The following is a 24065-nucleotide window of genomic DNA, read 5'->3' as shown; positions in this document are numbered from 1 at the left end:
CCGGCACGCCCCGATATGACGGAAGGGCTCCGCATATGCGGAGCCCTTCGTCGGTGGTGGGGATGGGGGGAGTTGAACCCCCACGCCCTTTCGGGCACACGGACCTGAACCGTGCGCGTCTGCCATTCCGCCACATCCCCGTGGCACAACCCGGAACACCTTAGCCGCCCTGGCCCCGCTGTCGCCAACGGGCCCCGGGAATACTACGCTGTTCCCGGCGCTCGCCACGAGCGGTTACCGTTCGTGGCGGACGAAAGATTAGCACGACAGTCCCGGCCCTTCCGAACGGGTCGAGAGCAGCCGGCCGAGCGGCGTGTGAGCTGCGCGCGCGCCGGCCGGATACCATCATGTCCTCGGGACCCGAGGAGGAGCCGGTGAGCGTGCTGCAACGCTTCGAGAAGCGTCTGGAAGGCCTGGTCGAAGGGGCCTTCGCCAAGGTCTTCAAAGGGGTGGTCCACCCCGTGGAGATCCTCAACGCCATGCAGCGGGAGGCCGAGGCGCACAAGGCGATCCTGGCCGGTGGGCGCACGTTGGTGCCCAACCGCTACGTGATCGATCTCTCGCCGTTCGACCATAGTCGGCTGGCGCCGTACGCCGCCGCGCTGGCCCAGGAGTTGGCCCAGTCGCAGGCGGAGTTCATCGGCGAGCAGGCGTGGACGGTCTACGGCGACGTGATCGTCGAGATCGAGCGAGGTGAGGGCCTCGACACGGGCATGTTCCGGGTCACGGCCGAGGTCTACACCGGCGGCGAGGTCGCCCCGGTGTCGGCACCCGGCTACGACGCCGGCCCGCCCGCCTACCCCGCGTACGACCAGGGCGGTGGCTACGGTCCGCCGCCCGGGCACGGCGGCGGTCGCAACGTGCGGCTGGTCTCCGGCGACGGTCGCACCTATCCCCTCCAGATGGGGTCGACGGTGATCGGTCGTGGCGACCAGGCCAACCTGCGGCTGCCCGACGTGGGCATCTCCCGGCGACACGCCCGGCTGGATTTCGACGGGGGCCAGGTCGTGCTGACCGACCTGGGTTCGACCAACGGCACCATGGTGAACGGGCAGCGGGTCTCCGCCGTCGCGCTCAACCCCGGTGACATGGTCCAGCTCGGTACGACGACGCTGACCTTCCGCGTGGACGGCTGAGCCGCCTTGCCGGAACTGGTCATCACCGTTGCCCGGTTCGGGTTCCTGATCCTGCTGTGGATCTTCGTGTTCACGGTGGTCGGCGTGATCCGCCGGGACCTCTTCGCGGGCGCCCGGTCCGGTCGCCTGGTGGCCGCGCCACGCGCGGTGGGCGCCTCGACGGGGCAGGCGGCCAAGCCAGCGAAGGTGAAGCGGGGTAGGGCGGCGCACCAGTTGGTGGTGACAGCCGGTCAGCTGGCCGGCACCAGGATCACTCTCGGTGAAGCTCAGATCACCATCGGTCGAGCCGAGGACTCCACCCTGGTCATCACCGACGACTACGCCTCCGCGCGACACGCCCGGCTCGTGCCGCGTGACGGGCAGTGGTACGTCGAGGACCTCGGCTCGACTAACGGCACGTACCTCGATCGCGCTAAGGTCTCCGGACCAACCCCCGTCCCCCTCGGCGTGCCGATCCGGATCGGCCGCACTTCCCTCGAATTACGGCCATGACTCTGACCCTGCGCTATGCGGCCCACAGCGACCGCGGTCTGATCCGAGACGGCAATCAAGACTCCGTCTACGCCGGGCCGCGGTTACTCGCCGTTGCCGACGGCATGGGCGGTATGGCCGCCGGTGACGTCGCCAGCAACATCGTCATCGGTGCCATGGCGCCGCTCGACGAGGACGTCCCGGGGGACGCCCTCGTCGATGCGTTGCGTTCGGCCGTGGGCACCGCCAACCAACAACTCCGCGACACGGTGGACGCCAACCCGCAGTTGGAGGGGATGGGCACCACGCTGACGGCGACCCTCTTCACCGGCAGCAAGCTGGGAATGGTCCACATCGGTGACTCGCGGGCCTATCTGCTGCGCAACGGCGAGTTCGCGCAGATCACCAAGGACGACACGTACGTCCAGATGCTCGTCGACGAAGGCCGGATCAGCGCCGAGGAGGCGAGCAGCCACCCGCAGCGGTCGCTGCTCACCCGCGCCCTCGACGGTCGGGACATCGACCCGGAATACTCGGTCCGCCAGGTCATGCCCGGCGACCGGTACCTGATCTGCAGCGACGGCCTCTCGGGTGTGGTCAGCGCCGAAACCATCGGCGAGACCATGCGGGAGTACGCCGACCCGCAGCAGTGTGTCGAGCGGCTGGTGCAGCTCGCGCTGCGCGGCGGCGGGCCGGACAACATCACGGTGATCATCGCCGACGCCACCGACCAGGACATCGTCGAGGCGACCCCGATCGTCGGCGGTGCCGCCGCCCGGGACCGGGGAATGGCGACCTCCGCCGACGACTCGACCCCGGCCGCCCGAGCCTCGGCGCTCTCCGCGCCGCGCCCGGCCGCGCCCGAGGAGCCGGCGGCCGCCGACGACGAACCGGACCGGCCGAAACGACGCCCGGTGCGGACCGCCGCCATGGCGCTGGCCGTGCTGGTGATCGTCGGCGGGGCGGCGTTCGGCGGCTGGACGTACACCCAGCGGCAGTACTACGTGGGAGCCACCGAAGAGGGGCAGGTCGCCGTCTTCCGTGGGGTCCAGGGTCAGATCGCCGGGATGGACCTGTCCAGCGTGCACCGCCGCAGCGGCACCCGGCTGGACGACCTCACTGTCGCCGCGCAGGACACCGTCAAGGTCGGCATCCGGGCCAAGAGCGAGCCGGACGCCGAGCGTCAGCTCGCCGAGCTGACCAGCGACACCCCCAGCAACCCCAACCTGAAGCCGCTCTGCCCACTCGACCCGACCGCCGCCGGGGCCAACACGCCCACGCCCACGCCGACGCCGATCGGTTTGACGCCGACCCCGAACGGCAGCCCGAGCGTCAACGCCTCGTCGACCCCCAACGGGGTTGTCAGCGCAACCCCGACCGCCGGTGCCACCACCGCTCTCGGGGGGGCCGGCGCGACCACCACACCCGACGTCACGCCCTCAGACTCGGCCACGCCGGCGCTCGACCCGGCCAGTTGCCGGTCTCCTGAGTGAGCGTCGGCTGAGATACCGAGGACTCCACCCGTGACCGTAGCGGCCACACCGGCACCCTCGCCCGCCACCGCGGGCGAGCAATCCGGCGTACGCCTGGCGCGGTCGCGCCGCAACGCCGAGCTGTCCCTGCTGCTGCTCGCGATGGTGCTGGTGGCCGCGTACGGGGCGACCGTCGAAGCGAACCTGCTGGACACGGTCACCTCGGACTTCTGGATGCCGGCCGCCGCGCTCGGCGCGGTCTTCCTCGGCCTGCACCTGGTCATCCGGTTCCTCGCCCCGTTCGCCGACCCGGCCCTGCTGCCGGCGGTGGCCCTGCTCAACGGGCTCGGGGTGGGCTTCCTGCGCCGGATCGACCTGGGCGACGCTCCGGTGGCCGAGCGCGAGAACCTGGCCGTCTTCGCCGGGCAGGGCGGGCGCCAGCTGGCCTGGACGCTCGGTGCGGTGATCCTCGCCGCCGGACTGCTCGCCATCATGCGTGACCACCGGTCGATCTCGCGGTACGCGTACACCCTGGGGTTGGCCGGTATCGTGCTGGTGATGATCCCGGCGGTACTGCCGTCGAGCATCTCCGAGATCAACGGCGCGAAGCTGTGGATCCGGGTGGGCAGCTTCTCCATCCAGCCGGGTGAGTTCGCCAAGCTGGCGCTGCTGGTCTTCTTCGCCTACTACCTGGTGCGCAAGCGTGAGGTGCTGTCGCTGGCCAGCCGGCGCTTCCTCGGCATCGACTTCCCCCGTGGCCGTGACCTCGGCCCGGTGGTCGGCGTCTGGCTGATCAGCGTCCTGGTGCTGGTCTTCGAGAAGGACCTGGGCACCTCGCTGCTCTACTTCGGCATGTTCGTGGTGACGCTCTACATCGCCACCGAACGGGTCAGCTGGCTGCTGATCGGCCTGGTTCTCTTCTTCGGCGGCGCGTACCTCGCCTACGTCCTCGGCTCGACGGTGGGCGGGCCGTTCGCCAACTTCTACCTGCGGGCGGAGATCTGGCTGGACCCGTTCGCCGACCCGACCGACAAGGGCTACCAGCTTGTGCAGGGACTGCTCGCCCTCGGCACGGGCGGGCTCTTCGGTGCCGGTCCGGGCGGCGGTCAGCCGGAGATCCTGCCCGAGGTGCAGAACGACTTCATCTTCGCCGGCATCGGTGAGGAGATCGGCCTCTTCGGTCTCTCCGCGCTGCTGGTGGTCTACCTGCTGATCGTGGAGCGTGGGCTGCGTGCCGCGCTCGCCGTCCGGGACTCGTTCGGCAAGCTGCTCGCCGGTGGTCTGGCGTTCACCCTCGGCCTCCAGGTCTTCGTGATCGTCGGCGGGATCAGCAAGCTCATCCCGCTGACCGGTCAGACCACCCCGTTCCTGTCCGCAGGCGGGTCGTCGCTGATGGCCAACTGGCTGCTCATCGCGGTGCTGCTGCGGGTCTCCGACGGCGCCCGCCGTCCGGTGACCGGAGGAGGCGGCGGCAAGGCCGTCCGTCCCAGCGGCAGCCCGCCGGAGCAGCTGCACGGTGCTCCCACGGAGGTGATCAAGCCGTGAACGCACCCCTGCGCCGCGTCGGCGTCGTCGTCATGGTCCTGTTCGGTCTGCTCTTCGCCAACCTCAACTGGATTCAGGCCTACAAGGCGGATGAATACCGCACCAGCGACTACAACCGTCGGGTCCAGGTCGCCGAGTACGACCGCAAGCGCGGCAACATCGAGGCCGGCGGCACAGCCCTTGCCACCAGCAAGGAAACCACCGGCAACCTGAAGTTCCTGCGCACCTACCCGGGCGGCGCCAAGTACGCCCACGTGCTCGGCTACAAGCCGGTCAACCTCGCCGACCAGGGCATCGAGCGGTCGGAGAACGACTTCCTGGCCGGCACCAGCGACCAGCTGATCGGTGACCGGTTGAAGGACATGTTCACCGGGGACGACACCGGCGGCGGCAACGTGCTGCTCTCGCTCTCCAAGAAGGCCCAGGACGTGGCGTACGACCAGCTGGGTGACAACAGGGTGGGCGCGAAGCGCGGCGCGGCGATCGCCATCGACCCGCGTACCGGGGCGGTGCAGGCGCTGGTCTCCATGCCGAGCTTCGACCCGAACCCGCTGGCCAGCCACGACAGCAACGAGGCGGCTGCGGCGTTCAACAAGCTGGAGAAGGACCCGACGGAGCCGTTGAAGAACCGCGCGCTCGCCGAGACGCTGCCGCCGGGCTCCACCTTCAAGATCGTGGTCGCCGCGGCGGCTCTGGAGAACGGCGTCACGCCGACGACCCAGATCCCGGCCGGTTCCAGTTACACCGCGCCCACGTCGGGCACGCCCATCCGCAACGCCGATCCGTCGATCTGCCCGGGACGGCAGGTAAGCCTGCTGGACGCGGTCACCTACTCGTGCAACACCGGGTTCGCCCAGCTCGGCGTGCGGCTCGGCGCTGACACTGTCAAGGAGAAGGCCCGGCAGTTCGGCTTCGAGCAGGAGGACCTGACCGTCGGCCACCTGGGTGAGGGCGGCCTGCCCACGGCGGCCAGCCGGACCGGGGACATCCAGAACCCGGACGGCAGCACCGACCAGGCCGCACTGGCCCAGTCCTCGATCGGCCAGAACAACGTCCGGATGACCCCGCTCGAAGGCGCCATGATCGCTGCGTCGATCGCGAACAACGGCAGCCAGATGCGGCCGTACCTGGTCCGGCAGTGGCTCGCACCGGACCGGACCACCAGCTACTACACCGCCAAGCCGCGGGAGCTGCGCCAGCCGGTCAGTTCCCAGGTCGCCACCGACCTGCGCGAGATGATGGTCAGCGTGGTCCGGAACGGCACCGGCAAGAGTGCCGCGATCGGCGGCTACACGGTCGGCGGCAAGACCGGCACCGCCCAGTCCGCCCCGGATCGACCGGACCACGGCTGGTTCATCGGCTTCGCGATGGACAAGAACGGCAACCCGGTGTCCGCGGTCTGCGTGATGTTGGAGCAGGCCGGTCCGGGTGGTAGCGGCGAGGCCGCCCGGATCGCCGGTCAGATCATGCGGGCCGCCATCACCGACCCGGGGGGTCGCTGACATGCTCAGCCCCGGCGTGCAGCTCGGCAACCGCTACCGTCTCGACGAGCGGATCGCCAGCGGCGGCATGGGCGACGTCTGGCGCGGCACCGACCAGGTGCTCGGCCGGACGGTCGCGGTGAAGAGCCTGCTGCCCGCGCTACTCGACGACCCGGACTTCGGCGAGCGGTTCCGCGGCGAGGCCCGCACCATGGCCACCATCAACCATCCCGGCGTGGTGGACGTCTACGACTTCGGCAACGACCAGCAGATCGCCTTCCTGGTCATGGAGTACGTCGAAGGTGACGCCCTGTCGTCGACGTTGAGCCGGGTCGGCCGGCTCACTCCCGCCCGGACGATGGCCCTCGTCGCGCAGGCCGCCGACGCGCTGCACGCCGCGCACGAGAAGGGCATCGTGCACCGCGACGTGAAGCCGGGCAACCTGCTGGTCCGGCCGAACGGCACGCTGGTGCTGACCGACTTCGGCATCGCCCGCTCCGACATGGTCGGCCAGCTCACCGCCGCCGGTTCGGTGCTCGGCACCGCCTCGTACATCTCGCCGGAGCAGGCCACCGGCGGCGTGGCCACCCCCGCTTCCGACGTATACGCCCTCGGCGTGGTCGCCTACCAGTGCCTGGCCGGTCGGCGGCCGTTCGAGGGCGACAATCCCCTCGACATCGCGATGCGGCACGTCCGGGAGACGCCCCGGCCGCTGCCGTCCGACATCCCTCCGCAGGTGCGCGCCCTGGTGGAACGGGCGTTGGCCAAGGACCCGGCCGCCCGCTGGCCGAGCGCCGCCGCCCTCGCCGGGGTCGCCCGTCAGCTCAAGGCCGCGCTGTCCCAGCAGGCCCGGGCGGCCGGCAATTCCGGGCCGGTCTCGGCCGCGCCCGCCTCGCCCGCCGCGCCCGGCCGGGCCCAGGTGCCGCAGGCGCACCAGATGCGTCCGCCGGCTGCCCGCCCGCCGGTGGGCGGGCCCAGGCCGACAGCGATCGCGCCCGCCCAACAGCCACGCCCCACCGCCGTCGCGCCGGCCGTTCAGCCAGCCCGGCCGCAGGGCGCACCGAACGGCTACCCGCGCGGTGCCGCTGCCGTGCCCGCCGGGCCACCCCGGCAGGAACACCCGCCGGCGTACGTCCGACAGGCCGGCCCGGCAGTGCCGTCACCCCAGCCGCAGCGGTCCCGCCCCGGGATGGTGCTCCTCGCCATCCTGCTCGCCGTGCTGGTCCTGCTCTGCTCGGGCGTGATTTCCTACAACCTACGGAAGCAGTCGCAGGCCGGTGCATCGGCCGGGCTGGCGCCGCACACCGTGGCGTCCGGCGCGCTACGACTCGACGAAGGCGACGATCCGATCCGGACGTCGTACCGTCGGGAGGTACGACTCCAGCCGGGCGACGGCGGGACGACGACGAGCGAAGGACGACAGACGCGATGACAGCGCAGGCCCGCCTGCTCGGTGGCAGGTACCAGGTCGGCGAGCTGCTCGGCTATGGCGGTATGGCCGAGGTGCACCGCGGTCGCGACCTTCGGCTCGGTCGGGACGTCGCGATCAAGATGCTCCGCACCGACCTCGCCCGGGACGCGACGTTCCAGATGCGGTTCCGTCGGGAGGCGCAGAACGCCGCCTCACTCAACCACCCGGCGATCGTGGCGGTCTACGACACCGGCGAGGAGACCGCGCCGACCGGCGAGACGCTGCCGTTCATCGTCATGGAGTTCGTCAACGGGCGGACCTTGAAGGAGGTCCTCGGCGCCGAGGGCCGGCTGCAGCCGCGCCGGGCGCTGGAGATCTGCGCCGACATGTGCGCGGCGCTGGAGTTCAGCCACCGGCACGGCATCATCCACCGGGACATCAAGCCCGGCAACGTGATGCTCACCCAGACCGGCCAGGTCAAGGTGATGGACTTCGGCATCGCCCGTGCACTGGCCAGCGGCGCGACCACCATGACGCAGACCAGCGCGGTGATCGGCACGGCCCAGTACCTGTCCCCGGAGCAGGCCCGCGGCGAGGCCGTCGACGCGCGCTCCGACGTGTACGCGGCCGGCTGCGTGCTGTTCGAGCTGGTCTGCGGCCATCCCCCGTTCGTCGGGGACAGCCCGGTCAGCGTCGCGTACCAGCACGTACGGGAGACGCCGCCGACGCCCAGCGACATCAACCCGGACGTCACGCCGGCCGTCGACGCGATCGTGCTCAAGGCGTTGTCGAAGAACCCGCTCAACCGCTACCAGAGTGCCGGCGAGATGCGGGCGGACCTGCTTCGCGCCGCCGCCGGCCGGCCCGTGCTGGCCACCCCGGTGCTGCGCGAGGCGGAGACGGTGGCGATGGCCCCGGCCGGCGGTGGGGGCGGCTACCCGGCTTCCGGCCGCGGGCCGCAGACCGGGCAGATCCCCGCCCGGGTGGGAGACCCGCGTCAGCGCAAGGCGTCCTCCTGGTTGATCGCGATGTTCAGCGCGGTCGGCGTGCTGGCGGTGATCGCCCTGGTCGCCGCCCTGCTCTGGAACATGCAGCAGGGCAAGGACCTGAAGTCGGTGCCCACCCTCACCGGCAAGAGCCAGGCTGTCGCGATCGACGAGATTCGTAACGCCGGGTTCTCCCCGAAGGTGGGTGAGCCGGTGCTGGCCAGCGACTGCACCAAGGGCAACGTCGTCAACCAGGATCCGGCACCGACGAGCCGGCTGGAGCAGAACGGCACTGTCACCATTCAGGTCTGTGGCGGCGTTCCCGAGGTCCGCGTTCCGGCCGGGCTCAAGGGCAGCAAGCGGGAGAGCGCCATCGAACGGCTGACCGAGGCGAAGCTCAAGTACGAGGTCAAGACGGTGGACGCCGAGGCGAGCGAGGACGAGGTTCTCGACGTCGACCCGCCCTCGGGCGAGAGCGTCCCCGAGGGCACGAAGATCAAGCTCACGGTCTCGAAGGGCAACGTCCGCGGGGTGCCGGACGTCGTCGGGTTGAGCCAGGAGGAGGCCACCCGCGTCCTCCGCAACGACGGCTTCACTGTGGTCGTGCAGAACGGGCCGGAGGTGCCCGCCGCCGAAGCGGGGAAGGTCACCGACCAGAGCCCGAACGGCAAGGAGAAGAAGCCCACCGGCACGAAGGTGACCATCAAGGTGAGTCAGCCGGAGCCGGAGACCGACCCGACACCGACGAACACGCCGACGGCCACTCCGACGACCACGCCGACCACTCCCGGCAACGGGGGCGGCATCGGTCTGCCGTTCCCACCCCCGCCGAGCCGGCCGCAGGACTGAGCCACCAGTGGGCACCGACATGACCGAGGCGGGATCGTCCCCGGTCAAGCCGGTGCGGCGGTGGCCCCGACGCCTCCGTTGGCTGGCACTCGCGGGCCTTGTCGTGCTGGTGCTCGCCAGTTCCCCGTGGCTGTGGACGACGCTCGCCGCCCGCGGCCACGTGTACGCTGCCGCCGACGCGCCGACCGTCGACGTGGTGATCGTGCTCGGTACCGAGGTGGCCGCCGACCGACAGCGGCCCGGGGACCGTCTCGCCGGTCGCCTGGACACCGCCGCCGAGCTGGTGACCAGCGGGCGGGCCACTGTCGTTCTCGTGTCGGGCGACGGCGGTGGCGCGTCAGGTGACGAGCCGGCGGTGATGACGACGTATCTCTCCGAGCGCGGTGTGGACAGGCGTCGGGTGGTGGCCGACCCGTTCGGCCTGGACACCTACGACACCTGCGCGAGAGCGCGCGAGGTGTACGGCGTCGAGAGGGCCCTGATCGTCACCCAGTCGTACCACCTGTCCCGGGCGGTGACGCTGTGCCGCCATCTCGGCCTCGACGTCGACGGGGTGACCGCCCGCTGCGACGGTTGCGGCACCGCACTGCTCGCCGAGAAGTCGGTCCGGGACTACTTCGCCAGTGGCAAGGCGGCGTGGGACGCCGTTCGGAGCCGTCCGCCCGCGGTCCGCTCGCCGGCGGATCCGGCGGTCCAGAACGCGCTGCGGAACTGACCCAGCCGGCCCGCGTTCTCACGCCACCCGGCCGGATGACGGCCGGGACGGTTCGGCCTCAGGTGGTGGCGAACGCGGCGCGGCGGCGGGTGTCGACCTCGGCGGCGAGCGCGGGCGCGCGCTCCAGCGCCTCCGCGTGACCACAACCGGCCAGCCAGTTGGCCAGCATGAGGTGGCCGCCCTCGGTGAGCACCGACTCCGGGTGGAACTGGACGCCCTCGATGGGCAGCGTCCGGTGCCGCATCGCCATCACCACTCCGGAGCCGGTCCAGCCGGTGACCTCAAGCTCGTCGGGGAGCGTTTCGGGCAGAACGGCGAGGGAGTGGTACCGGGTGGCGGTGAACGGGTCGGGCAGACCGGCGAGGACGCCGACCGAATGGTGGCGCACCTCGGAGGTCTTGCCGTGCAGCAGCTCGGGGGCCCGGGTGACGGTCGCCCCGAACGCCTCGCCGATCGCCTGGTGACCGAGGCAGACACCGAAGATCGGCAGCTCGCCGGCGTACGTCCGGATGACGTCCAGGCAGATGCCGGCCCGGTCGGGGCTGCCCGGCCCGGGTGAGAGCAGGACGCCGGCGGCGCCCACCCTGCCCACCTCGGCGACGTCGATCTCGTCGTTGCGGCGGACCTCGCAGTCGACGCCGAGCTGGCCCAGATACTGCACCAGGTTGAAGACGAACGAGTCGTAGTTGTCGATCACGAGGACGCGCATGGTCACCTGCTTGGGGAGGACGGCGCTGGGTTGTTCTGGTCGGTGTCGTACGGCAGCTCGTGATCTTCCCCGGCCGGGGTCTCCCCGGTCACCGGGTCGCCGCCGCCACCGGTCTCGGCGGGAACGCCGGACTCGACCTGCACGTCGTCGAAGGGCAGCAGGGGCTCGGCCCACGGGAAGGCGACATACCAGAGCAGCGCGACGGTGGCGGCCACCAGCAGCACCGAGCCGGTCAGCTTTCCGACCAGGCCGAAGGGGAGCTTGCGCCAGATGAACGCGTACATCGGGTCAGCCTCCCAGCTCCGCCGGGCGGCCCGCCGACTTGGGTTGGGTACGGTCCAGCTCGGCGTGGATGATCAGACGCTGGTAGTTGTCGAACTTCGGGTTGCACGTGGTGAGGGTCAGCATCCGCTTGGTCGCCTTCTTGTTCGGCTCGCCGGGCACCGGTGCCACCACTTCCACCTGCGTCGGCTTGACGATCCGCGACTGCGACACCCGGTAGACGTACCAGTCGGTCTTGCTTTCGACCACTATCGCGTCGCCTTCGCTGAGCTCGTCCAGCCGCCAGAAGGTGGCCCGGTTGCGGTGGCCGGCGACGGAGAAGTTGCCCACCTGGCCGGGGAGCGCGCTGGCCGGGTAGTGGCCCGGGGCGTAGCGGATGTCGGCCTGGGTGACGCCCTCGACCACCACCCAGTTCTTGTCGAGCTTGGGGATGTAGAGGCCCGCGAGCGGCTTGCCGCGTACCGGAGGTGACGGTTTCACGCTCGGGCCGGCCGCCGACGGGGCGACAGTCGGGTCGTCGGTCGGGCCCCACGCCTGGGCCAACTCGTTGTTGAGGTCGTTCTGGTGGGCGTCGACGATGGCCGACTTGCCCCAGACCTCGTACCCGGCGAAGAGCAGCACCACCAGGCCGAAGGTGATCAGGACTTCGCCGGTGACGCGGATGCCGGTGCGCAGCCGGGAGCCGAACGACGGCCGGGTGAGCTCGGAGTAGACGCTCTTGTAGCCCTCGCCGGTCTGGTGCGGCCGGAGTTGGACCACCCGCTCGCCCCGACGCGGCTGGGGAGGGTCGGCGGGGTTGCCGCCGGTCGGCTCGGCGGGGACTGCGGTGCGCGGAACGGCACCCATCAGCGCGGTCGAGTCCATGGTCGGCGGCCTGGTGGCGGGTGTTGCGGGCACGGCCGGAATCAGCGCGGTGGCGGCCGGATCCGCGCCCCGGTCACCGCCAGCGCTCGGCGGGACCCGGCCGGGCCCGGTCGACGGCGCGACGCCTTCCGGCCGGGCCGCTGCCGCGCGACCAGGGGCGGCCGGTGACACAGGCATGGCCGGGCCAGGCGGGGTGGTCGGAGGGCCGGTGGGTCGTGCGGGCCGGGCGGTGACCTGCGGAATCGGCGCGGTCGGTGAGTCGGCCAGCGGCGGGGTCGAGGGGCCGGAGGAGGCCGGCCGGCTGGGCGGGCCGGAGGTCGTCGGGCGGGTCGGCATCGCGCTGGGCGCGGCCGGTCGGGTTGGTGCGTTGCCGGGGGCAGCGGGCCGAACCGGGCCCTGGTTGCCGGTGGCCGGCCGGCCGGGGGTGGTCGCGGGGGGAGCCCCGGCGTTGCCGTGCGGGCCCAGCCCGGGAGCCGCGGTGCCCGGCCAGGGCGGTGGGGCTTCGACACCCGGTCGGCCCGGGGTCTCGTTCGGCTCAGGTCGGTCGGCGTTCGGTCGCGTCGGTTGCCCGGCTCGCGGAGGGTGCAGCACCGGCTCGGGCCAGTTGCCGGCCGGGGCCGGCCGGTCGGCTGCCGACCTGGGCCGATCCAACGGGGGCAGGAAGGCGGTCGGCTCGTCGGTCTGGTCCCGGTGTCGCCCGTCGCGACGCTCGTCCGGCCCGCTCATCTGGGCACCGTAGCCGAGCGCAGGGCGGTGGAGTCCTCGAATGCGGGGACTCGCACCGTGGATGCTGTCTCCGTGTAGCCGAGCTGGTAGTCGTCGACCGCGTCCTTGAACAACCGGACTCCCTGAGAGCTGGCGAGGGCCTGCTGGAGGGCAGCGGGATCGCCGATTGCTACGATCTTGAACGGTGGGGAGTACACCCGGCCATGAAGTAGCAGGGTGTTACCGACGCAGCGTACCGCGCTGGTGGTGAGCACGCGGACGTTCATGATTGACATGGCCTCGGCTCCGCCGGCCCACAGCGCGTTGACCACCGCCTGTACGTCTCCCTGATGCACCACCAGGTCGTCGTTGCTGGCGTCCGACTGGGTCTGGTCGATCTGCGGCGCGTCGTTCAGCTCGACGGTGACCCCGGGGCCCGTCAGGGCGGTGAACCCGGCGTTCTGGAGGCTGCCCTGGGCGCGGTTCTGCTGCTCCTTGATCGGGGCGTCGGAGCCGGCCAGCGTGTTGGTCCGCTGCTCGACCTCGCCGCGCAGCTCGGCGGCGCGGCGCTCGCTGGCTGCCACCTGTTCGCGGCGGTCCTCGATGAGCTGATTGAGCTGGGGCCGCCGGTCCTCCCGGAGAGCGGTGCCGCCGGCGGTGGTGGCGGTGGTGGTGAACAGCAACCCGGCCGCCGCCGCGATCAGGGGCACCCCGATCGACCAGCCCGGACGGCGCTGACGCGGTCGCCGGGGCAGCAGCCCGGCAACGGCCCGTCGGAGGACCTTCTGCCAGGAGGTTGCGCCGGATGTGTACTCCACCGAGCGTTCCTTCCGCGTGTCGGGGATCGGTCCGTGCCGGCCGGGCCGGCGATGCGAACAGTCCCGCCTCTTTCGGTCACTCCGTGCACCGGCCTGACCCCATTCGTGGTCCAGGCGGCCAATCGGGACTACGCTAGCTCTCGAACATTATTGGCCATGGACCGTCGCCCCCGCGCCCGGTTGTCAGGCCGGACGAGGTCGTCACCCCTCTGGAGAGCGCCGTGCCCAAGTCTCAGGTCCGTAAGAAGAAGGTGTACACCCCGCCGACGGACGTCCGTCCGACGACGACGGCGTCGTCGTCGCGCAAGCCTAGCCCGGTGTGGTTGCCGGTCACCGCGGTCGCCTTGATCGTCGTCGGGATCGGCTGGCTGGTGCTCTACTACCTGTCCGAGCAGGAGTACCCGGTCATGGCGTGGGGTTACTGGAACCTCGCCGTCGGCTTCGGCGCGATGGTCGCTTCGCTGGCCTTGCTCTCCCGCTGGCGTTGATCTGGCAGGCCGTCGCGTCGGCGGTCTCACGTCACCCGTCGAGCCCCTGCCCGGCAGGATCGGGCGGGGCCCCCTATGGTGTGCGCAGGCAGCGTGGCCTACTGCGAGATGACTCACGTTACCGCTGGGTAACCTTCGCGTAGGCTGCAGTGCATGACCGAGCAGAGCGAGGTCATCAGGCAGCAGACCGGGGAGGCCAACTCGATGGGCAGCGTCCAGATCGTCACCACGATCCTCGCGGCCGCCATCACCGCCGTGGCGGTGTGGCTTGCGGTACGCGCGGTCATGAAGATGACGGCCGTCATCCGGCTCGGGCAACCCGCTCCGGAGCGGTTCTCCGACAAGGGCGCCCGTACCAGGACCATGCTGGTGGAGACCGCCGGCCACACCCGAATGCTCAAGTGGGGCGTGGTCGGTGCGGCGCACTGGTTCGTGATGGTCGGCTTCATCGTGCTGTCGCTGCTGGTGCTCGAGGCGTACTTCGAGGTGGTCACCCCGACTGGCGGGCTGCCGATCATCGGGCACTGGACGATCTTCGGCCTGGCCACCGAGATCATCACCGTGCTGGGCCTGATCGGCATCCTGGTGCTGATGGTGATCCGGTTGCGCAACCGGCCGACCCGGCCGGGCGGGCGGTCCCGGTTCACCGGATCGACGATGTGGCAGGGCTACTTCGTCGAGTGGATCGTGCTGCTGGTCCTGATCTTCGGCCTGCTGATCCGCGGCTTCAAGGTCGCCACCGACCACTTCGAGTACCCGCTCTGGGCCACCCCGGTCAGCCACGCGGTCGGCGCGGTGCTGCCCGACTGGTCGGACGGGGCGAGCGTCGCCGCGCTCATCAAGATCGCCATCTCGATGACCTGGCTGATCGTCATCTCGCTGAACGTCACCATGGGTGTGGCCTGGCACCGTTTCCTGGCGTTCCCCAACATCTTCTTCAAGCGGGAGCCGGCCAAGCCGGCCGGCTCCGGTCTCGGCGCGCTGCGCCCGATGACGAGCCAGGGCAAGCCGCTCGACTTCGAGGAGGCGGACCCGGAGAAGGACCAGTTCGGCGTCGCCCACGTCGAGCAGTTCAGCTGGAAGGGCCTGCTCGACTTCAGCACCTGCACCGAGTGCGGCCGCTGCCAGTCGCAGTGCCCGGCCTGGAACACCGGCAAGCCCCTGTCGCCGAAGCTGTTGGTGCTGAGCCTCCGCGACCACGCGTACGCCAAGGCGCCCTACCTGCTGGCCGGCGGCGGCAAGGACCTGACCGGCGAGGAGAAGGCCACCCAGGCCCAGCTCGCGCACCTGGACGTGCTGGCCCTCGCCGAGGCCGACAAGCCGCTGATCGGCACCGCCGAGGAGGGCGGGGTCATCGACCCGGACGTGCTCTGGTCCTGCACCACCTGCGGTGCCTGCGTCGAGCAGTGCCCGGTGGACATCGAGCACGTGGACCACATCGTCGACATGCGCCGCTACCAGGTGCTGATCGAGTCGAGCTTCCCCTCCGAGGCCGGCGTGATGCTGCGCAACCTGGAGAACAAGGGCAACCCGTGGGGTGCGCCGCAGAACACCCGCGAGGACTGGACCAAGGGCCTGGACTTCGAGGTGCCCCGGGTCGGCGAGGTGGACGACTTCGAGTACCTGTTCTGGGTCGGCTGCGCCGGCGCGTTCGAGGACCGGGCCAAGAAGACCACGCGCGCGGTGGCCACGCTGCTCAACGAGGCGGGCGTGAAGTTCGCGATCCTGGGCGAGGGCGAGACCTGCTCCGGTGACCCGGCACGACGGATTGGCAACGAGTTCGTCTTCCAGATGCTGGCCCAGCAGAACGTGGAGACGCTGAACGAGGCGTTCGAGGGCCGGGACAAGACCAAGCGCAAGATCGTCGCGACCTGCCCGCACTGCTTCAACACCCTGGGCAACGAGTACGGGCAGCTCGGTGGCGAGTTCGAGGTGGTCCACCACACCCAGCTGCTGGCCCACCTGGTCGCCACCGGCAAGCTCACGCCGGTGCAGCCGGTCGACGGCGGGGTCACCTACCACGACCCCTGCTACCTGGGTCGGCACAACCGGATCTTCGCGGCCCCCCGCGAGGTCCTCGGCGACGCTATCGCCGGTGACCTGACCGAGATGCCGCGCAACAGTGAGCGGTCCTTCTGCTGCGGTGCCGGCGGCGCCCGGATGTGGATGGAAGAGAAGATCGGCAAGCGGATCAACGTGGACCGGGTCGAGGAGGCCATGGCCACCGGGGCGAAGACGGTCGCCGTCGGCTGCCCGTTCTGCTCGACCATGCTGAACGACGGGGTCAACGGCAAGGGCGCCGGCGAGCAGGTCGAGGTGATCGACGTGGCGAGCGTGCTGCTCCGTTCGGTCAAGCCCGAGCAGCCGCAGGGCGGCAAGGAGACCGCGCCGATCGGCGGCTGAGACGCGTACCTCCGGGTTCTGAAACATCGACGGCGGTGGCCCCTGCGGGCCGCCGCCGTCGTGCAAGAATCTCGCCGAGGTGACGCGACATCGACGGCCTACTCTTGACGACGTTGTTGCCCCTGGTCGGTTTCGTAGCGCTGACCGCGGGCAACGCGTTCTTCGTCGCGGCCGAGTTCGCCCTGGTCACCGTCGACCGGGCGGAGATCGACAGGCGGGCCGTCGCGGGCGACGAGGCCGCCCGGACGGTACGCGCGGCGCTGCGCGAACTCTCCTTCCAGCTTTCCGGGGCGCAGCTCGGCATCACCATCACCGCGCTGCTCACCGGCTACCTGGCCGAGCCGGCTCTGGCTCGCCTCTTCGCCCCGTTGCTGCGCCCGATCGCCGGCGACAACACCGGGCGGCTCACCCCGTTCCTCGCGTTGGCCCTGGCCACGCTGATCTCCATGCTCTTCGGCGAGTTGGTGCCGAAGAACGCGGCGCTGGCCCGGCCCATGCCGGCGGCGTTGGCCACGGCCGGCCCGATGCACGCGTTCTCCCGGACGTTCGGCTGGTTGATCCGAGGGTTGAACGGCTCGGCGAACGGCCTTGTCCGGGCACTCGGTGTGGAGCCGCAGGAGGAGTTGGCCAGCGCCCGCTCGCCGGAGGAGCTGGGCCTGCTGGCGGGCATCTCGGCGCGGGCCGGGGCGCTGCCCACCGACACCGCGATGCTGCTGCGTCGCACCATCCGCTTCGGTGACAAACGGGCCGCCGAGGCGATGACTCCCCGGGTGGACGTGGTAGCGCTGCGCGTCACAGCCACCGTGGCCGAGCTGCTGGAGGAGTCGCGGCGGACCGGGCGGACGCGGTTCCCCGTGTACGAGGAGACCCTGGACCTGGTGACCGGCGTGGCCGCCGTGCCCGACGCCCTGGGTGTGCCGCTGGCCGACCGGGCGTCGACGACTGTCGGCTCGGTGGCCCGCGAGCCGGTGTACGTGCCGGAGAGCCTCAACCTGGACGGTGTGCTGGCCGCGCTCAAGGCGGCCGGGGCCGACCTGGCCATCGTGGTCGACGAGTACGGCGGCACGGACGGTGTGGTGACCGTCGAGGATCTCGTCGAGGAGTTGGTCGGGGAGATCGCCGACGAGTTCGACCCGGCGAGTGTGGACGACGACGGGTCGGCCGAGCTGACAGTGCCGGGCGGGGAGCGCACCGTGCTGGTCGACGGGGTGCTCCGCTCCGACGAGTTGGCCGAGCAGACCGGCTTCCGGCTGCCTGAGGGGCCGTACGAGACGTTGGCCGGGTACCTGATGGCCCAGCTCGGGCACATCCCGCTCGCCGGTGAGACGGTCGAGGCGGACGGGTGGGAGTTCACAGTGGTGGAGGTGGAGCGGCACCGGATCGAGCAGGTCCGGGTGGTGCGCCCGGCGGATCCGGACGACGATGACTGAGCTGCTGGTGACAGTGCTGCTGCTGCTCGGCAACGGGTTCTTCGTGGGCAGCGAGTTCGCGCTCATCGCGTCCCGTCGGACGGTGATCGAACCGTTGGCCGCCGGGTCGAAACGGGCCCGCTGGGCGTTGTCGGCGATGAACCAGATTCCGTTGATGATCGCTGGCGCGCAGCTCGGCATCACGGTCTGCTCTTTGGGGCTGGGGGCGATCGCCGAACCGGCGCTGGCGCACCTGCTGGAGCCGCCGTTCCACGCGATCGGCCTGCCGGAACGGGCGGTGCACCCGGTGGCGTTCGTGCTGGCCCTGGGTGTGGTGGTCTTTCTGCACACGGTCGTCGGTGAGATGGTGCCGAAGAACATCACGCTGGCCGGTCCGGAGGTCTCCGCCCTCTGGCTGGGGCCGGCGATGCTGGCGTTCTGCGTGGCCACCAAACCGTTGCTGCTCGCGATGAAATGGGCGGCCCGGCGGGTGCTCGCATTCTGGCGGATCGAGGCGTCCGAGGCGGTGAAGACGGTGTTCACCGCCGAGGAACTGGCCGGGTTGGTCTCCCAGGCGCGGACCGAGGGGCTGCTCGACGCGGAGCAGCACGCGCGGATCACCGGCGCGCTGGCCCTGCACGACCGCACGGCGGCGGACGCGCTGCAACCGTGGTCGACGGTGGTGACGGTGGCCGAGGACGTCTCGCCGGCGTCGCTGGAGGTGCTGGCGACCCGGACCGGCCGGTCCCGGTTTCCGGTGGTGCAGCGGTCGACCCGCCGGGTGCTCGGCTTTGTGCACGTCAAGGACGTGCTCGGGTACGCGGGGCAGGGTCGCCGGTCGCCGGTACCGGCCGACGTCTACCGGCCGCTGGCCGTGGTGCCGCCGGAACGTACGCTGGCCGACCTGCTGTTGGCCATGCGTCGGGAGCGGCGGCACATGGTGCTGGTCAGCGACGGGCGACGACCTCTCGGTGTGGTCACTCTTGACGACGTATTGACCGCAATCGTTGGGTGATGGGCCAATACCCTTGGTGTGCAAGCGGTTGCACGACAGTGATGGTTACTGCGCCCGCCTTGATTACCGCTGCGCGCTTCCCTAATGTGGGGCACCGACCGCTGTGGGTCGTCTGCCTCGGCCCTTCCCTCACGCGAGGCGCCCGGCGGTCGGTTGCAAAGGAGTCGGTGCCGGTGGCAACCATGCCCCCTCATCGTCACGACCTGAATGCGTCTGCTCGCTCTGGTGGCCTGCGCCGCGCCGCCCATCGGGTGCTGGTCCTGGTCGCTGCTGCCGCGGTCGGCGCCGGTCTGCTGACCGCGCCGGCGCATGCCGCGCCCACGGTCGACGAGATCGAGGCGCAGATCGACAAGAAGTGGGAGCAGTTGGAGCCCACCATCGAGCAGTACAACAAGGTCCGGGCGCAGTTGAAGGTCAACCGGAAGAAGTCGGCGGACCTGCAGAAGAAGATCGAGCCGCTGGCGCTGCAGAGCGAATTGGCGCTCAACCGGGTCGGCGACCTCGCCTCCCGCTACTACATCTCGGGCCCGTCGCACGACATCGGCGCGCTGCTGGTCAGCGCCAAGCCGGACACGCTCACCGAGCAGCTCACCATCCTCGACCGGCTCGCCGCGCAGGAGCGCAAGGAGGTCGAGGGTGTGCTGGCCGTGCGGGCCAAGTACGACGGCGAGAAGCAGAAGCTGGACGCGCTGATCGTCACCCAGACCAAGCAGCAGAACGATCTGTCGGCCAAGAAGAAGCAGATCGACGCCGAGATCAAGCAGCTCGAGGCGTCGATGCCGAAGACCACCGTCAAGACCGCGGCCTGCCCGACCATCAACGGGGTGGTCAGCGAGGCGGCCCGTACCGCTATCAAGACCGCCTGCGGGAAGGTCGGCAAGCCGTACGTCTGGGGTGCCACCGGCCCGAACTCGTTCGACTGTTCGGGGCTGACCCAGTACGCCTACAAGGCGGCGGGGATCTACCTCACCCACCACACCGGTGACCAGTGGAACGAGGGCAAGGCCATCGCGCGGGCCGACGCCCGCCCCGGTGACCTGGTGTTCTTCTTCTCCGGCCTGAGTCATGTCGGGCTGTATCTGGGCAACAACCAGATGGTGCACGCGCCCCGCGCCGGCAAACCGGTGCAGGTGTCCAGCATCACCACCATGCCCATCGCCGGTTTCCGCAGACCCGGCTGATCCACCTGACGCGACACGACGGCCCCCGGTCACCGACCGGGGGCCGTCGTGGTTGTCAGCGGGGCGCGCCCACCGGGGACGGCAACAGCTGCACGTCGGCGAGGTCGACGTACATGATCCGGTGGCCGAACTGGATCTGCGCGTAGCGGTTCTTGCCGCGGATCACCGTCCAGTCACCGGGCGAGGAGCCGTCGAACGTGCTGGCCCGGTAGTACTCGCCGGCCAGCACCGCGCCGACGGCGTACCGCTGCCCGGCGGCCAGGGTGTACTGCAACGGCGAGATCGTCTGGTACGGCACCCCCTCCGGGTACGCCGCCTGCTCCGGGTACGCCCGTCCGTACACCGGGATGGTGGCCCGTCCGGGTTTCGGGGTGGCCACGACGCCGACGGTCCAGCTGGCGGTCGGCGCGGACGGCGGGTTGTGGAACCAGGCCCGCTGCCCGAGGTACCAGATCGCCGTCCAGTCGCCCTGCCGGCCGGCCAGCGCGTACGTCTGCCCGGCGGAGGCCCGGGCCCCGTGGTCGGACACGGCCATCGTGTTCGGGGTGCCGTCCGGGCGGAGCGCGACGTCGTTGACCAGCGGCGCGTCCGCGGACGGTGCGCTCCGGAGCACCACCGCCGAGGAGCCGCGCGGTGCGCACGGCACGCCGGCGGTGACGCAACCGGTGAACGCCGGCTGGTTGGTGGCGTAGTCGGGGTCGATGCGGACCAGCCCGGTGGCCGGGGTGCCGGTGTCCAGTCGGGGTGCGTGCAGCAGGTCGAAGTAGTGCGTCCAGTCCCAGTACGGCCCCGGATCCCAGTGCATTCCCCGCACCGTGGAGGCGACGGTGCCGGGCACGTTGTCGTGGCCGATGATGTGCTGGCGGTCCAGTGGGATGCCCAGCCGCAGCGCCAGGTGCCGGACCAGCTTCGCCGAGGTCCGGTACATCGCCTCGGTGTACCAGGTCCCCTGCGCCGCGAAGCCTTCGTGTTCCAGCCCGATCGACTTCGCGTTGACGTACCAGTTGCCGGCGTGCCAACCGACGTCCTTGGTCTTCACGTGCTGGGCGATGTGCCCGTCCACCGAGCGCAGCGAGTAGTGCCAGCTGACGTAGGTCGGATCCTGGACGAGTTGCAGGGTCGTCGCCCAACTCGCCTCGGTGTCGTGGATGACGATGTATTCGATCTTCTGCCGGGCGGGCCGGTCGGAGAGGTCGTGGTTGCCGTAGTCCCCGTCGCCGAATGCCTCGTAGGGTGCCGGGATCCACTCGCACGAGATGGTGCGGGGGCACTCCACCCCGTCCGGGCGGGCCAGCCGGCGCAGACCCAGCCGGTCCAACCAGGAACGCTCGGGCCGTACCGTGCGGGCCGGCAGGGTGATCCGCTGGCCGTCGTCGGTCACCCGGGACTGGCCCGCGCCGATGGTGGTGAAGACCTCGTCGGCGAAGGCCGCGGCGGCGTCGGCGCTGTCCGCGCCGGAGTAGCGGGCCACCGCGCCGTACCAGGCGGCCGGGTCGGTGTCGGCGCCGACCGGGGCGTCCAGCTCCCGTTGGTACGCGCTGAGCAGCGCCGCCCCACCCCGGATGTTGAGGCCCGCGTCGGTGCGCAGTGCCTCGGGGGCGACGCCGGTCAGCGTGGCGGCGGCGTCCACGGTCTGCAACGCGGCGGTGGACGGCGCGGGGGCCTCGACCGGTCGGGGCGCGGGCACCCGGGCGGGACGCGAGTCGTCGCCGCGCGGGTCCTCGGCACCGGCGTCGTGGTGACCGCGCCCGGGTAGGGCGGCCACGTGCCGGGCGTCGGTCAGGTGCATCGGGCCGTAGCCGCCACTGGTGCTCGGTGTGCCGGCGTTGGTGTCCCAGCGGGACTCCAGGTAGGAGACGGCGAGCAGCACGACTGTCGGCACCCCGTACTCGGTGGCCGCGGCGGCGTACTGCTGCTGACGGTCGGTGGTGGACGCGGCGGCGGCCGGGCCGACGGAGAGTGGCACCGTGGTGGCGGCGGCGACCACGGCGGCGGCGAGCAGTGCGCGCCAGCCCGTCGACAGGGTTGGATGGTGCATCGAACCCCCTAGATTCTCGCGGAGTGAGGTCAGGTCACCATCGCGCCGTCCGGGAGGTCAGGTCAATACCTTTCCATCTATCGAAGCGTGGGGAAAGAATTCTTCACACACGGTCGGTGACCTCGTCCAATCGGTACGGAGTGTCACGGCCGTGCGGGTTGCGGATCGGTAACAAGCGTCTCTACTCTGGTCATTCGTCGGGCCGACAGCAGCTCCGCCCAGCCCGGGCGGTAACGGACCGACACCGCCGAGTCGTTTCCGAGCGAACCGGGGACCCAGGTCCCTCGGGGTGAATCCGCAGCCACTGCGGTAGGGCGCCGACTTCCCGCCCGAACCCGTCAGCTAACCCGGTAGGCGGTCAGGAAGAAGGAGTACGGAACCCCGGTGGCACTCCATGCCCCGCGGCCGTCGTCCGAGCGGTCGGCATCAGCCGGCCCGACGTCGATCGTGCCGCGCCCACGCTGGTCCCGCTTCACCACCGCACTCGCCGCCCTGGCCGGCGTCGCCGTCGTCCTGACCGGCAGTGCCACGGCGGCCCACGCCGACCCGTCGGTCGCCGAGATCGAGCGCCAGATCGACGCCGACTGGAACAAGCTCGAACCGATCATCGAACGGCACAACGCCACCCGCGCCGACCTCGCCGCGAAGCGCAAGCAGGCCGACGCGCTGGCCGCCCGGATCACCCCGCTGGAGCGCCAGGTCGACGCCGCGATGGACAAGGTCAGCGCCCTGGCCGTACGCGCCTACAAGGGTGAGAACGTGTTGACCGTCAACGCGGTGCTGGGCAGCCGGTCGCCCAGCGAGGTGGTCGGCCAGCTCGAGATGCTCGACCGCTTCGCGCACAACCAGCAGAAGGACGTACGCGAGGTCGCCGACCTGCGCGACCAGCTGGCCGCGCAGAAGGCGCCGCTGGACGAGATGGTGGCCCAGCTGACCCGCACCGAAGCTCAGCTGGCGGCGAAGAAGAAGCAGATCAACGAAGAGATCGACCGCCTGCAGAAGCTGCGCCTCAAGGTGTACGGCAACGGTGGCGGTGGCCCACTGCGCCCGGCGCCCTGCCCGGGCAGCTACCCCGGCGGCGGCGCGGGCACCGCTGTCAAGTTCGCGTGCGCCCAGATCGGCAAGCCCTACGTCTGGGGTGCCGAGGGTCCGAACTCGTACGACTGCTCCGGGCTGATGCTGGCCGCCTGGGCGAAGGCCGGTGTGTCGCTGCCACACAACGCCGCCGCGCAGAGCCGCGTCACGAAGAACGTCAGCAGGGGCGACCTGCGCCCCGGAGACCTGGTCTTCTACTACAGCGACATCCACCACGTCGGCATGTACGTCGGCGGCGGCTGGGTGGTGCACGCCTCGCAGGCCGGTCAACCGGTCAAGATGAAGAAGGTCGACGACGGCCCGATCCACAGCTACGGCCGCCCGGGCTGACCCCGGGTGACGAGAGGGCCCGCCGCGATCCGTCGCGGCGGGCCCTCGTCGTCGTGGTTCAGCGGGTGGGCCAGGTGCGCCAGTGCTGCCAGGCGCGGCTTGGCGTCGGCCCCCGCTGGCCCTGGTAGCGCGAGCCGTAGACCACCGAGCCGTACGGGTGCTCGGCCGGCGAGGAGAGCCGGAAGATGCAGAGCTGCCCGATCTTCATGCCGGGCCACAGGGTGATCGGCAGGTTCGCCACGTTCGAGAGTTCCAGCGTCACGTGACCGGAGAAGCCCGGGTCGATGAAGCCGGCGGTGGAATGGGTGAGCAGCCCGAGCCGGCCCAGGGAGCTCTTGCCCTCCAGTCGGCCGGCGAGCTGGTCACCCAGCGAGATGACCTCCAGCGTCGAGGCGAGCACGAACTCCCCGGGGTGCAGCACGAAGGGCTCACCGTCGGGGACCTCGACCGCCGAGGTCAGGTCGTCCTGCTGCATGGCGGGATCGATGTGGGTGTAGAGGTGGTTGTTGAAGACCCGGAACAGCCGGTCGAGTCGGACGTCGATGCTGGACGGTTGGACCAGGGTGGGCTCGAACGGCTCCAGGCCCAGCGTGCCGGCCTTGATCTCGGAGACCAGGTCGCGGTCGGAGAGCAGCATCGGACCACCATAGCCGCGTTGCCGA

At 70.8% G+C, this 24065-nt stretch carries 20 protein-coding genes, 1 tRNA gene and 1 riboswitch; of the genes, 14 read left to right on the top strand and 7 right to left on the bottom strand.

Going from position 1 to position 24065, the window contains the following annotated elements:
• Window positions 1-54: 54 nt before the first annotated feature.
• A tRNA-Leu gene (locus AB0C03_RS15710) sits at window positions 55-140 on the bottom strand.
• Window positions 141-347: 207 nt separating this feature from the next.
• Between AB0C03_RS15710 and AB0C03_RS15705 the strand changes: the two genes are divergently transcribed.
• The 8 genes from AB0C03_RS15705 to AB0C03_RS15670 are packed head-to-tail and all read left to right on the top strand — an operon-like array spanning window position 348 to window position 10066.
• Window positions 348-1136, top strand: a complete 789-nt coding sequence (locus tag AB0C03_RS15705) for an FHA domain-containing protein (RefSeq protein WP_007454122.1) — start codon at window positions 348-350, stop codon at window positions 1134-1136.
• A 6-nt stretch (window positions 1137-1142) separates the two neighbouring features.
• Window positions 1143-1628 (top strand): FHA domain-containing protein FhaB/FipA, encoded by a 486-nt coding sequence (locus AB0C03_RS15700; protein ID WP_030331975.1) that lies wholly within the window; start codon window positions 1143-1145, stop codon window positions 1626-1628.
• Complete coding sequence (locus AB0C03_RS15695) at window positions 1625-3100, top strand: PP2C family protein-serine/threonine phosphatase (protein ID WP_210857863.1); 1476 nt, start codon at window positions 1625-1627, stop codon at window positions 3098-3100. The genes AB0C03_RS15700 and AB0C03_RS15695 overlap by 4 nt, the downstream gene beginning before the upstream one ends.
• A gap of 30 nt (window positions 3101-3130) precedes the next feature.
• Complete coding sequence (locus AB0C03_RS15690) at window positions 3131-4624, top strand: FtsW/RodA/SpoVE family cell cycle protein (RefSeq protein WP_030331978.1); 1494 nt, start codon at window positions 3131-3133, stop codon at window positions 4622-4624.
• Window positions 4621-6126, top strand: a complete 1506-nt coding sequence (locus tag AB0C03_RS15685; protein WP_030331980.1) for a peptidoglycan D,D-transpeptidase FtsI family protein — start codon at window positions 4621-4623, stop codon at window positions 6124-6126. The genes AB0C03_RS15690 and AB0C03_RS15685 overlap by 4 nt, the downstream gene beginning before the upstream one ends.
• 1 nt (window position 6127) lies before the next feature.
• A complete protein-coding gene (locus AB0C03_RS15680; protein ID WP_357637307.1) occupies window positions 6128-7537 on the top strand; it encodes a serine/threonine-protein kinase in 1410 nt (469 codons plus the stop codon).
• Complete coding sequence (gene pknB, locus AB0C03_RS15675) at window positions 7534-9351, top strand: Stk1 family PASTA domain-containing Ser/Thr kinase (RefSeq protein ID WP_357637304.1); 1818 nt, start codon at window positions 7534-7536, stop codon at window positions 9349-9351. Before AB0C03_RS15680 ends, pknB begins: the two co-directional genes overlap by 4 nt.
• Window positions 9352-9370: 19 nt before the next feature.
• The gene (locus tag AB0C03_RS15670; protein ID WP_210857869.1) at window positions 9371-10066 is read left to right on the top strand and encodes a SanA/YdcF family protein; all 696 of its coding nucleotides are present in this window, start codon (window positions 9371-9373) and stop codon (window positions 10064-10066) included.
• Window positions 10067-10124: 58 nt separating this feature from the next.
• Here AB0C03_RS15670 and AB0C03_RS15665 read toward each other — a convergent pair whose 3' ends face one another.
• From AB0C03_RS15665 to AB0C03_RS15650, 4 genes are read right to left on the bottom strand one after another with little or no spacing between them, the layout of a single operon-like run.
• Window positions 10125-10775 (bottom strand): aminodeoxychorismate/anthranilate synthase component II, encoded by a 651-nt coding sequence (locus tag AB0C03_RS15665; RefSeq protein WP_210857867.1) that lies wholly within the window; start codon window positions 10773-10775, stop codon window positions 10125-10127.
• A 2-nt stretch (window positions 10776-10777) separates the two neighbouring features.
• Window positions 10778-11059 carry a hypothetical protein gene (locus AB0C03_RS15660; RefSeq protein WP_030331991.1) on the bottom strand — a complete coding sequence of 94 codons (282 nt, stop codon included), beginning with the start codon at window positions 11057-11059 and terminating at the stop codon, window positions 10778-10780.
• Window positions 11060-11063: 4 nt separating this feature from the next.
• Window positions 11064-12647, bottom strand: coding sequence for a class E sortase (locus tag AB0C03_RS15655; protein WP_357637299.1), 1584 nt, complete (start codon window positions 12645-12647; stop codon window positions 11064-11066).
• Window positions 12644-13444 carry a DUF881 domain-containing protein gene (locus AB0C03_RS15650; protein WP_030331995.1) on the bottom strand — a complete coding sequence of 267 codons (801 nt, stop codon included), beginning with the start codon at window positions 13442-13444 and terminating at the stop codon, window positions 12644-12646. The genes AB0C03_RS15655 and AB0C03_RS15650 overlap by 4 nt, the downstream gene beginning before the upstream one ends.
• Before the next feature lie 221 nt (window positions 13445-13665).
• On the opposite strand from AB0C03_RS15650, the gene AB0C03_RS15645 reads away from it, so the two are divergent.
• The 5 genes from AB0C03_RS15645 to AB0C03_RS15625 all read left to right on the top strand — a co-directional run bounded on the left by AB0C03_RS15645 (window position 13666) and on the right by AB0C03_RS15625 (window position 19940).
• Window positions 13666-13932, top strand: coding sequence for a cell division protein CrgA (locus AB0C03_RS15645; protein WP_196920428.1), 267 nt, complete (start codon window positions 13666-13668; stop codon window positions 13930-13932).
• A 204-nt stretch (window positions 13933-14136) separates the two neighbouring features.
• A complete protein-coding gene (locus AB0C03_RS15640) occupies window positions 14137-16335 on the top strand; it encodes a (Fe-S)-binding protein (protein ID WP_030331998.1) in 2199 nt (732 codons plus the stop codon).
• 104 nt (window positions 16336-16439) lie between these two features.
• On the top strand, window positions 16440-17765 hold the full coding sequence (locus AB0C03_RS15635) for a hemolysin family protein (RefSeq protein ID WP_357637295.1): 1326 nt from the start codon (window positions 16440-16442) through the stop codon (window positions 17763-17765).
• Window positions 17758-18759, top strand: coding sequence for a hemolysin family protein (locus AB0C03_RS15630; protein WP_030332002.1), 1002 nt, complete (start codon window positions 17758-17760; stop codon window positions 18757-18759). Before AB0C03_RS15635 ends, AB0C03_RS15630 begins: the two co-directional genes overlap by 8 nt.
• Before the next feature lie 167 nt (window positions 18760-18926).
• Window positions 18927-19940 carry a C40 family peptidase gene (locus AB0C03_RS15625; protein WP_245233623.1) on the top strand — a complete coding sequence of 338 codons (1014 nt, stop codon included), beginning with the start codon at window positions 18927-18929 and terminating at the stop codon, window positions 19938-19940.
• 55 nt (window positions 19941-19995) lie between these two features.
• Here AB0C03_RS15625 and AB0C03_RS15620 read toward each other — a convergent pair whose 3' ends face one another.
• The gene (locus tag AB0C03_RS15620; protein WP_357637291.1) at window positions 19996-21978 is read right to left on the bottom strand and encodes an N-acetylmuramoyl-L-alanine amidase; all 1983 of its coding nucleotides are present in this window, start codon (window positions 21976-21978) and stop codon (window positions 19996-19998) included.
• 235 nt (window positions 21979-22213) lie between these two features.
• Window positions 22214-22349: riboswitch (cyclic di-AMP (ydaO/yuaA leader) on the top strand.
• Window positions 22350-22362: 13 nt separating this feature from the next.
• Between AB0C03_RS15620 and AB0C03_RS15615 the strand changes: the two genes are divergently transcribed.
• On the top strand, window positions 22363-23403 hold the full coding sequence (locus AB0C03_RS15615) for a C40 family peptidase (protein ID WP_030332007.1): 1041 nt from the start codon (window positions 22363-22365) through the stop codon (window positions 23401-23403).
• A 58-nt stretch (window positions 23404-23461) separates the two neighbouring features.
• Here the strand turns inward: AB0C03_RS15615 and dcd are convergent, their stop codons facing one another.
• Complete coding sequence (gene dcd / locus AB0C03_RS15610) at window positions 23462-24040, bottom strand: dCTP deaminase (RefSeq protein WP_030332009.1); 579 nt, start codon at window positions 24038-24040, stop codon at window positions 23462-23464.
• Window positions 24041-24065 lie beyond the last annotated feature (25 nt).

Source organism: Micromonospora parva (genome assembly GCF_040649675.1).
GTDB lineage: Bacteria > Actinomycetota > Actinomycetes > Mycobacteriales > Micromonosporaceae > Micromonospora > Micromonospora parva.
Note: the sequence above shows the minus strand (reverse complement) of the source record. Positions and strands in the feature narration are given on the sequence as shown.

Coding starts and splice junctions, on each gene's coding strand:
- AB0C03_RS15705 (WP_007454122.1), top strand. CDS start 348: ATGTCCTCGGGACCCGAGGAGGAGCCGGTGAGCGTGCTGCAACGCTTC.
- AB0C03_RS15660 (WP_030331991.1), bottom strand. CDS start 11,059: ATGTACGCGTTCATCTGGCGCAAGCTCCCCTTCGGCCTGGTCGGAAAG.
- AB0C03_RS15655 (WP_357637299.1), bottom strand. CDS start 12,647: ATGAGCGGGCCGGACGAGCGTCGCGACGGGCGACACCGGGACCAGACC.
- pknB (WP_357637304.1), top strand. CDS start 7,534: ATGACAGCGCAGGCCCGCCTGCTCGGTGGCAGGTACCAGGTCGGCGAG.
- AB0C03_RS15620 (WP_357637291.1), bottom strand. CDS start 21,978: ATGCACCATCCAACCCTGTCGACGGGCTGGCGCGCACTGCTCGCCGCC.
- dcd (WP_030332009.1), bottom strand. CDS start 24,040: ATGCTGCTCTCCGACCGCGACCTGGTCTCCGAGATCAAGGCCGGCACG.
- AB0C03_RS15695 (WP_210857863.1), top strand. CDS start 1,625: ATGACTCTGACCCTGCGCTATGCGGCCCACAGCGACCGCGGTCTGATC.
- AB0C03_RS15680 (WP_357637307.1), top strand. CDS start 6,128: ATGCTCAGCCCCGGCGTGCAGCTCGGCAACCGCTACCGTCTCGACGAG.
- AB0C03_RS15665 (WP_210857867.1), bottom strand. CDS start 10,775: ATGCGCGTCCTCGTGATCGACAACTACGACTCGTTCGTCTTCAACCTG.
- AB0C03_RS15670 (WP_210857869.1), top strand. CDS start 9,371: ATGACCGAGGCGGGATCGTCCCCGGTCAAGCCGGTGCGGCGGTGGCCC.
- AB0C03_RS15630 (WP_030332002.1), top strand. CDS start 17,758: ATGACTGAGCTGCTGGTGACAGTGCTGCTGCTGCTCGGCAACGGGTTC.
- AB0C03_RS15640 (WP_030331998.1), top strand. CDS start 14,137: ATGGGCAGCGTCCAGATCGTCACCACGATCCTCGCGGCCGCCATCACC.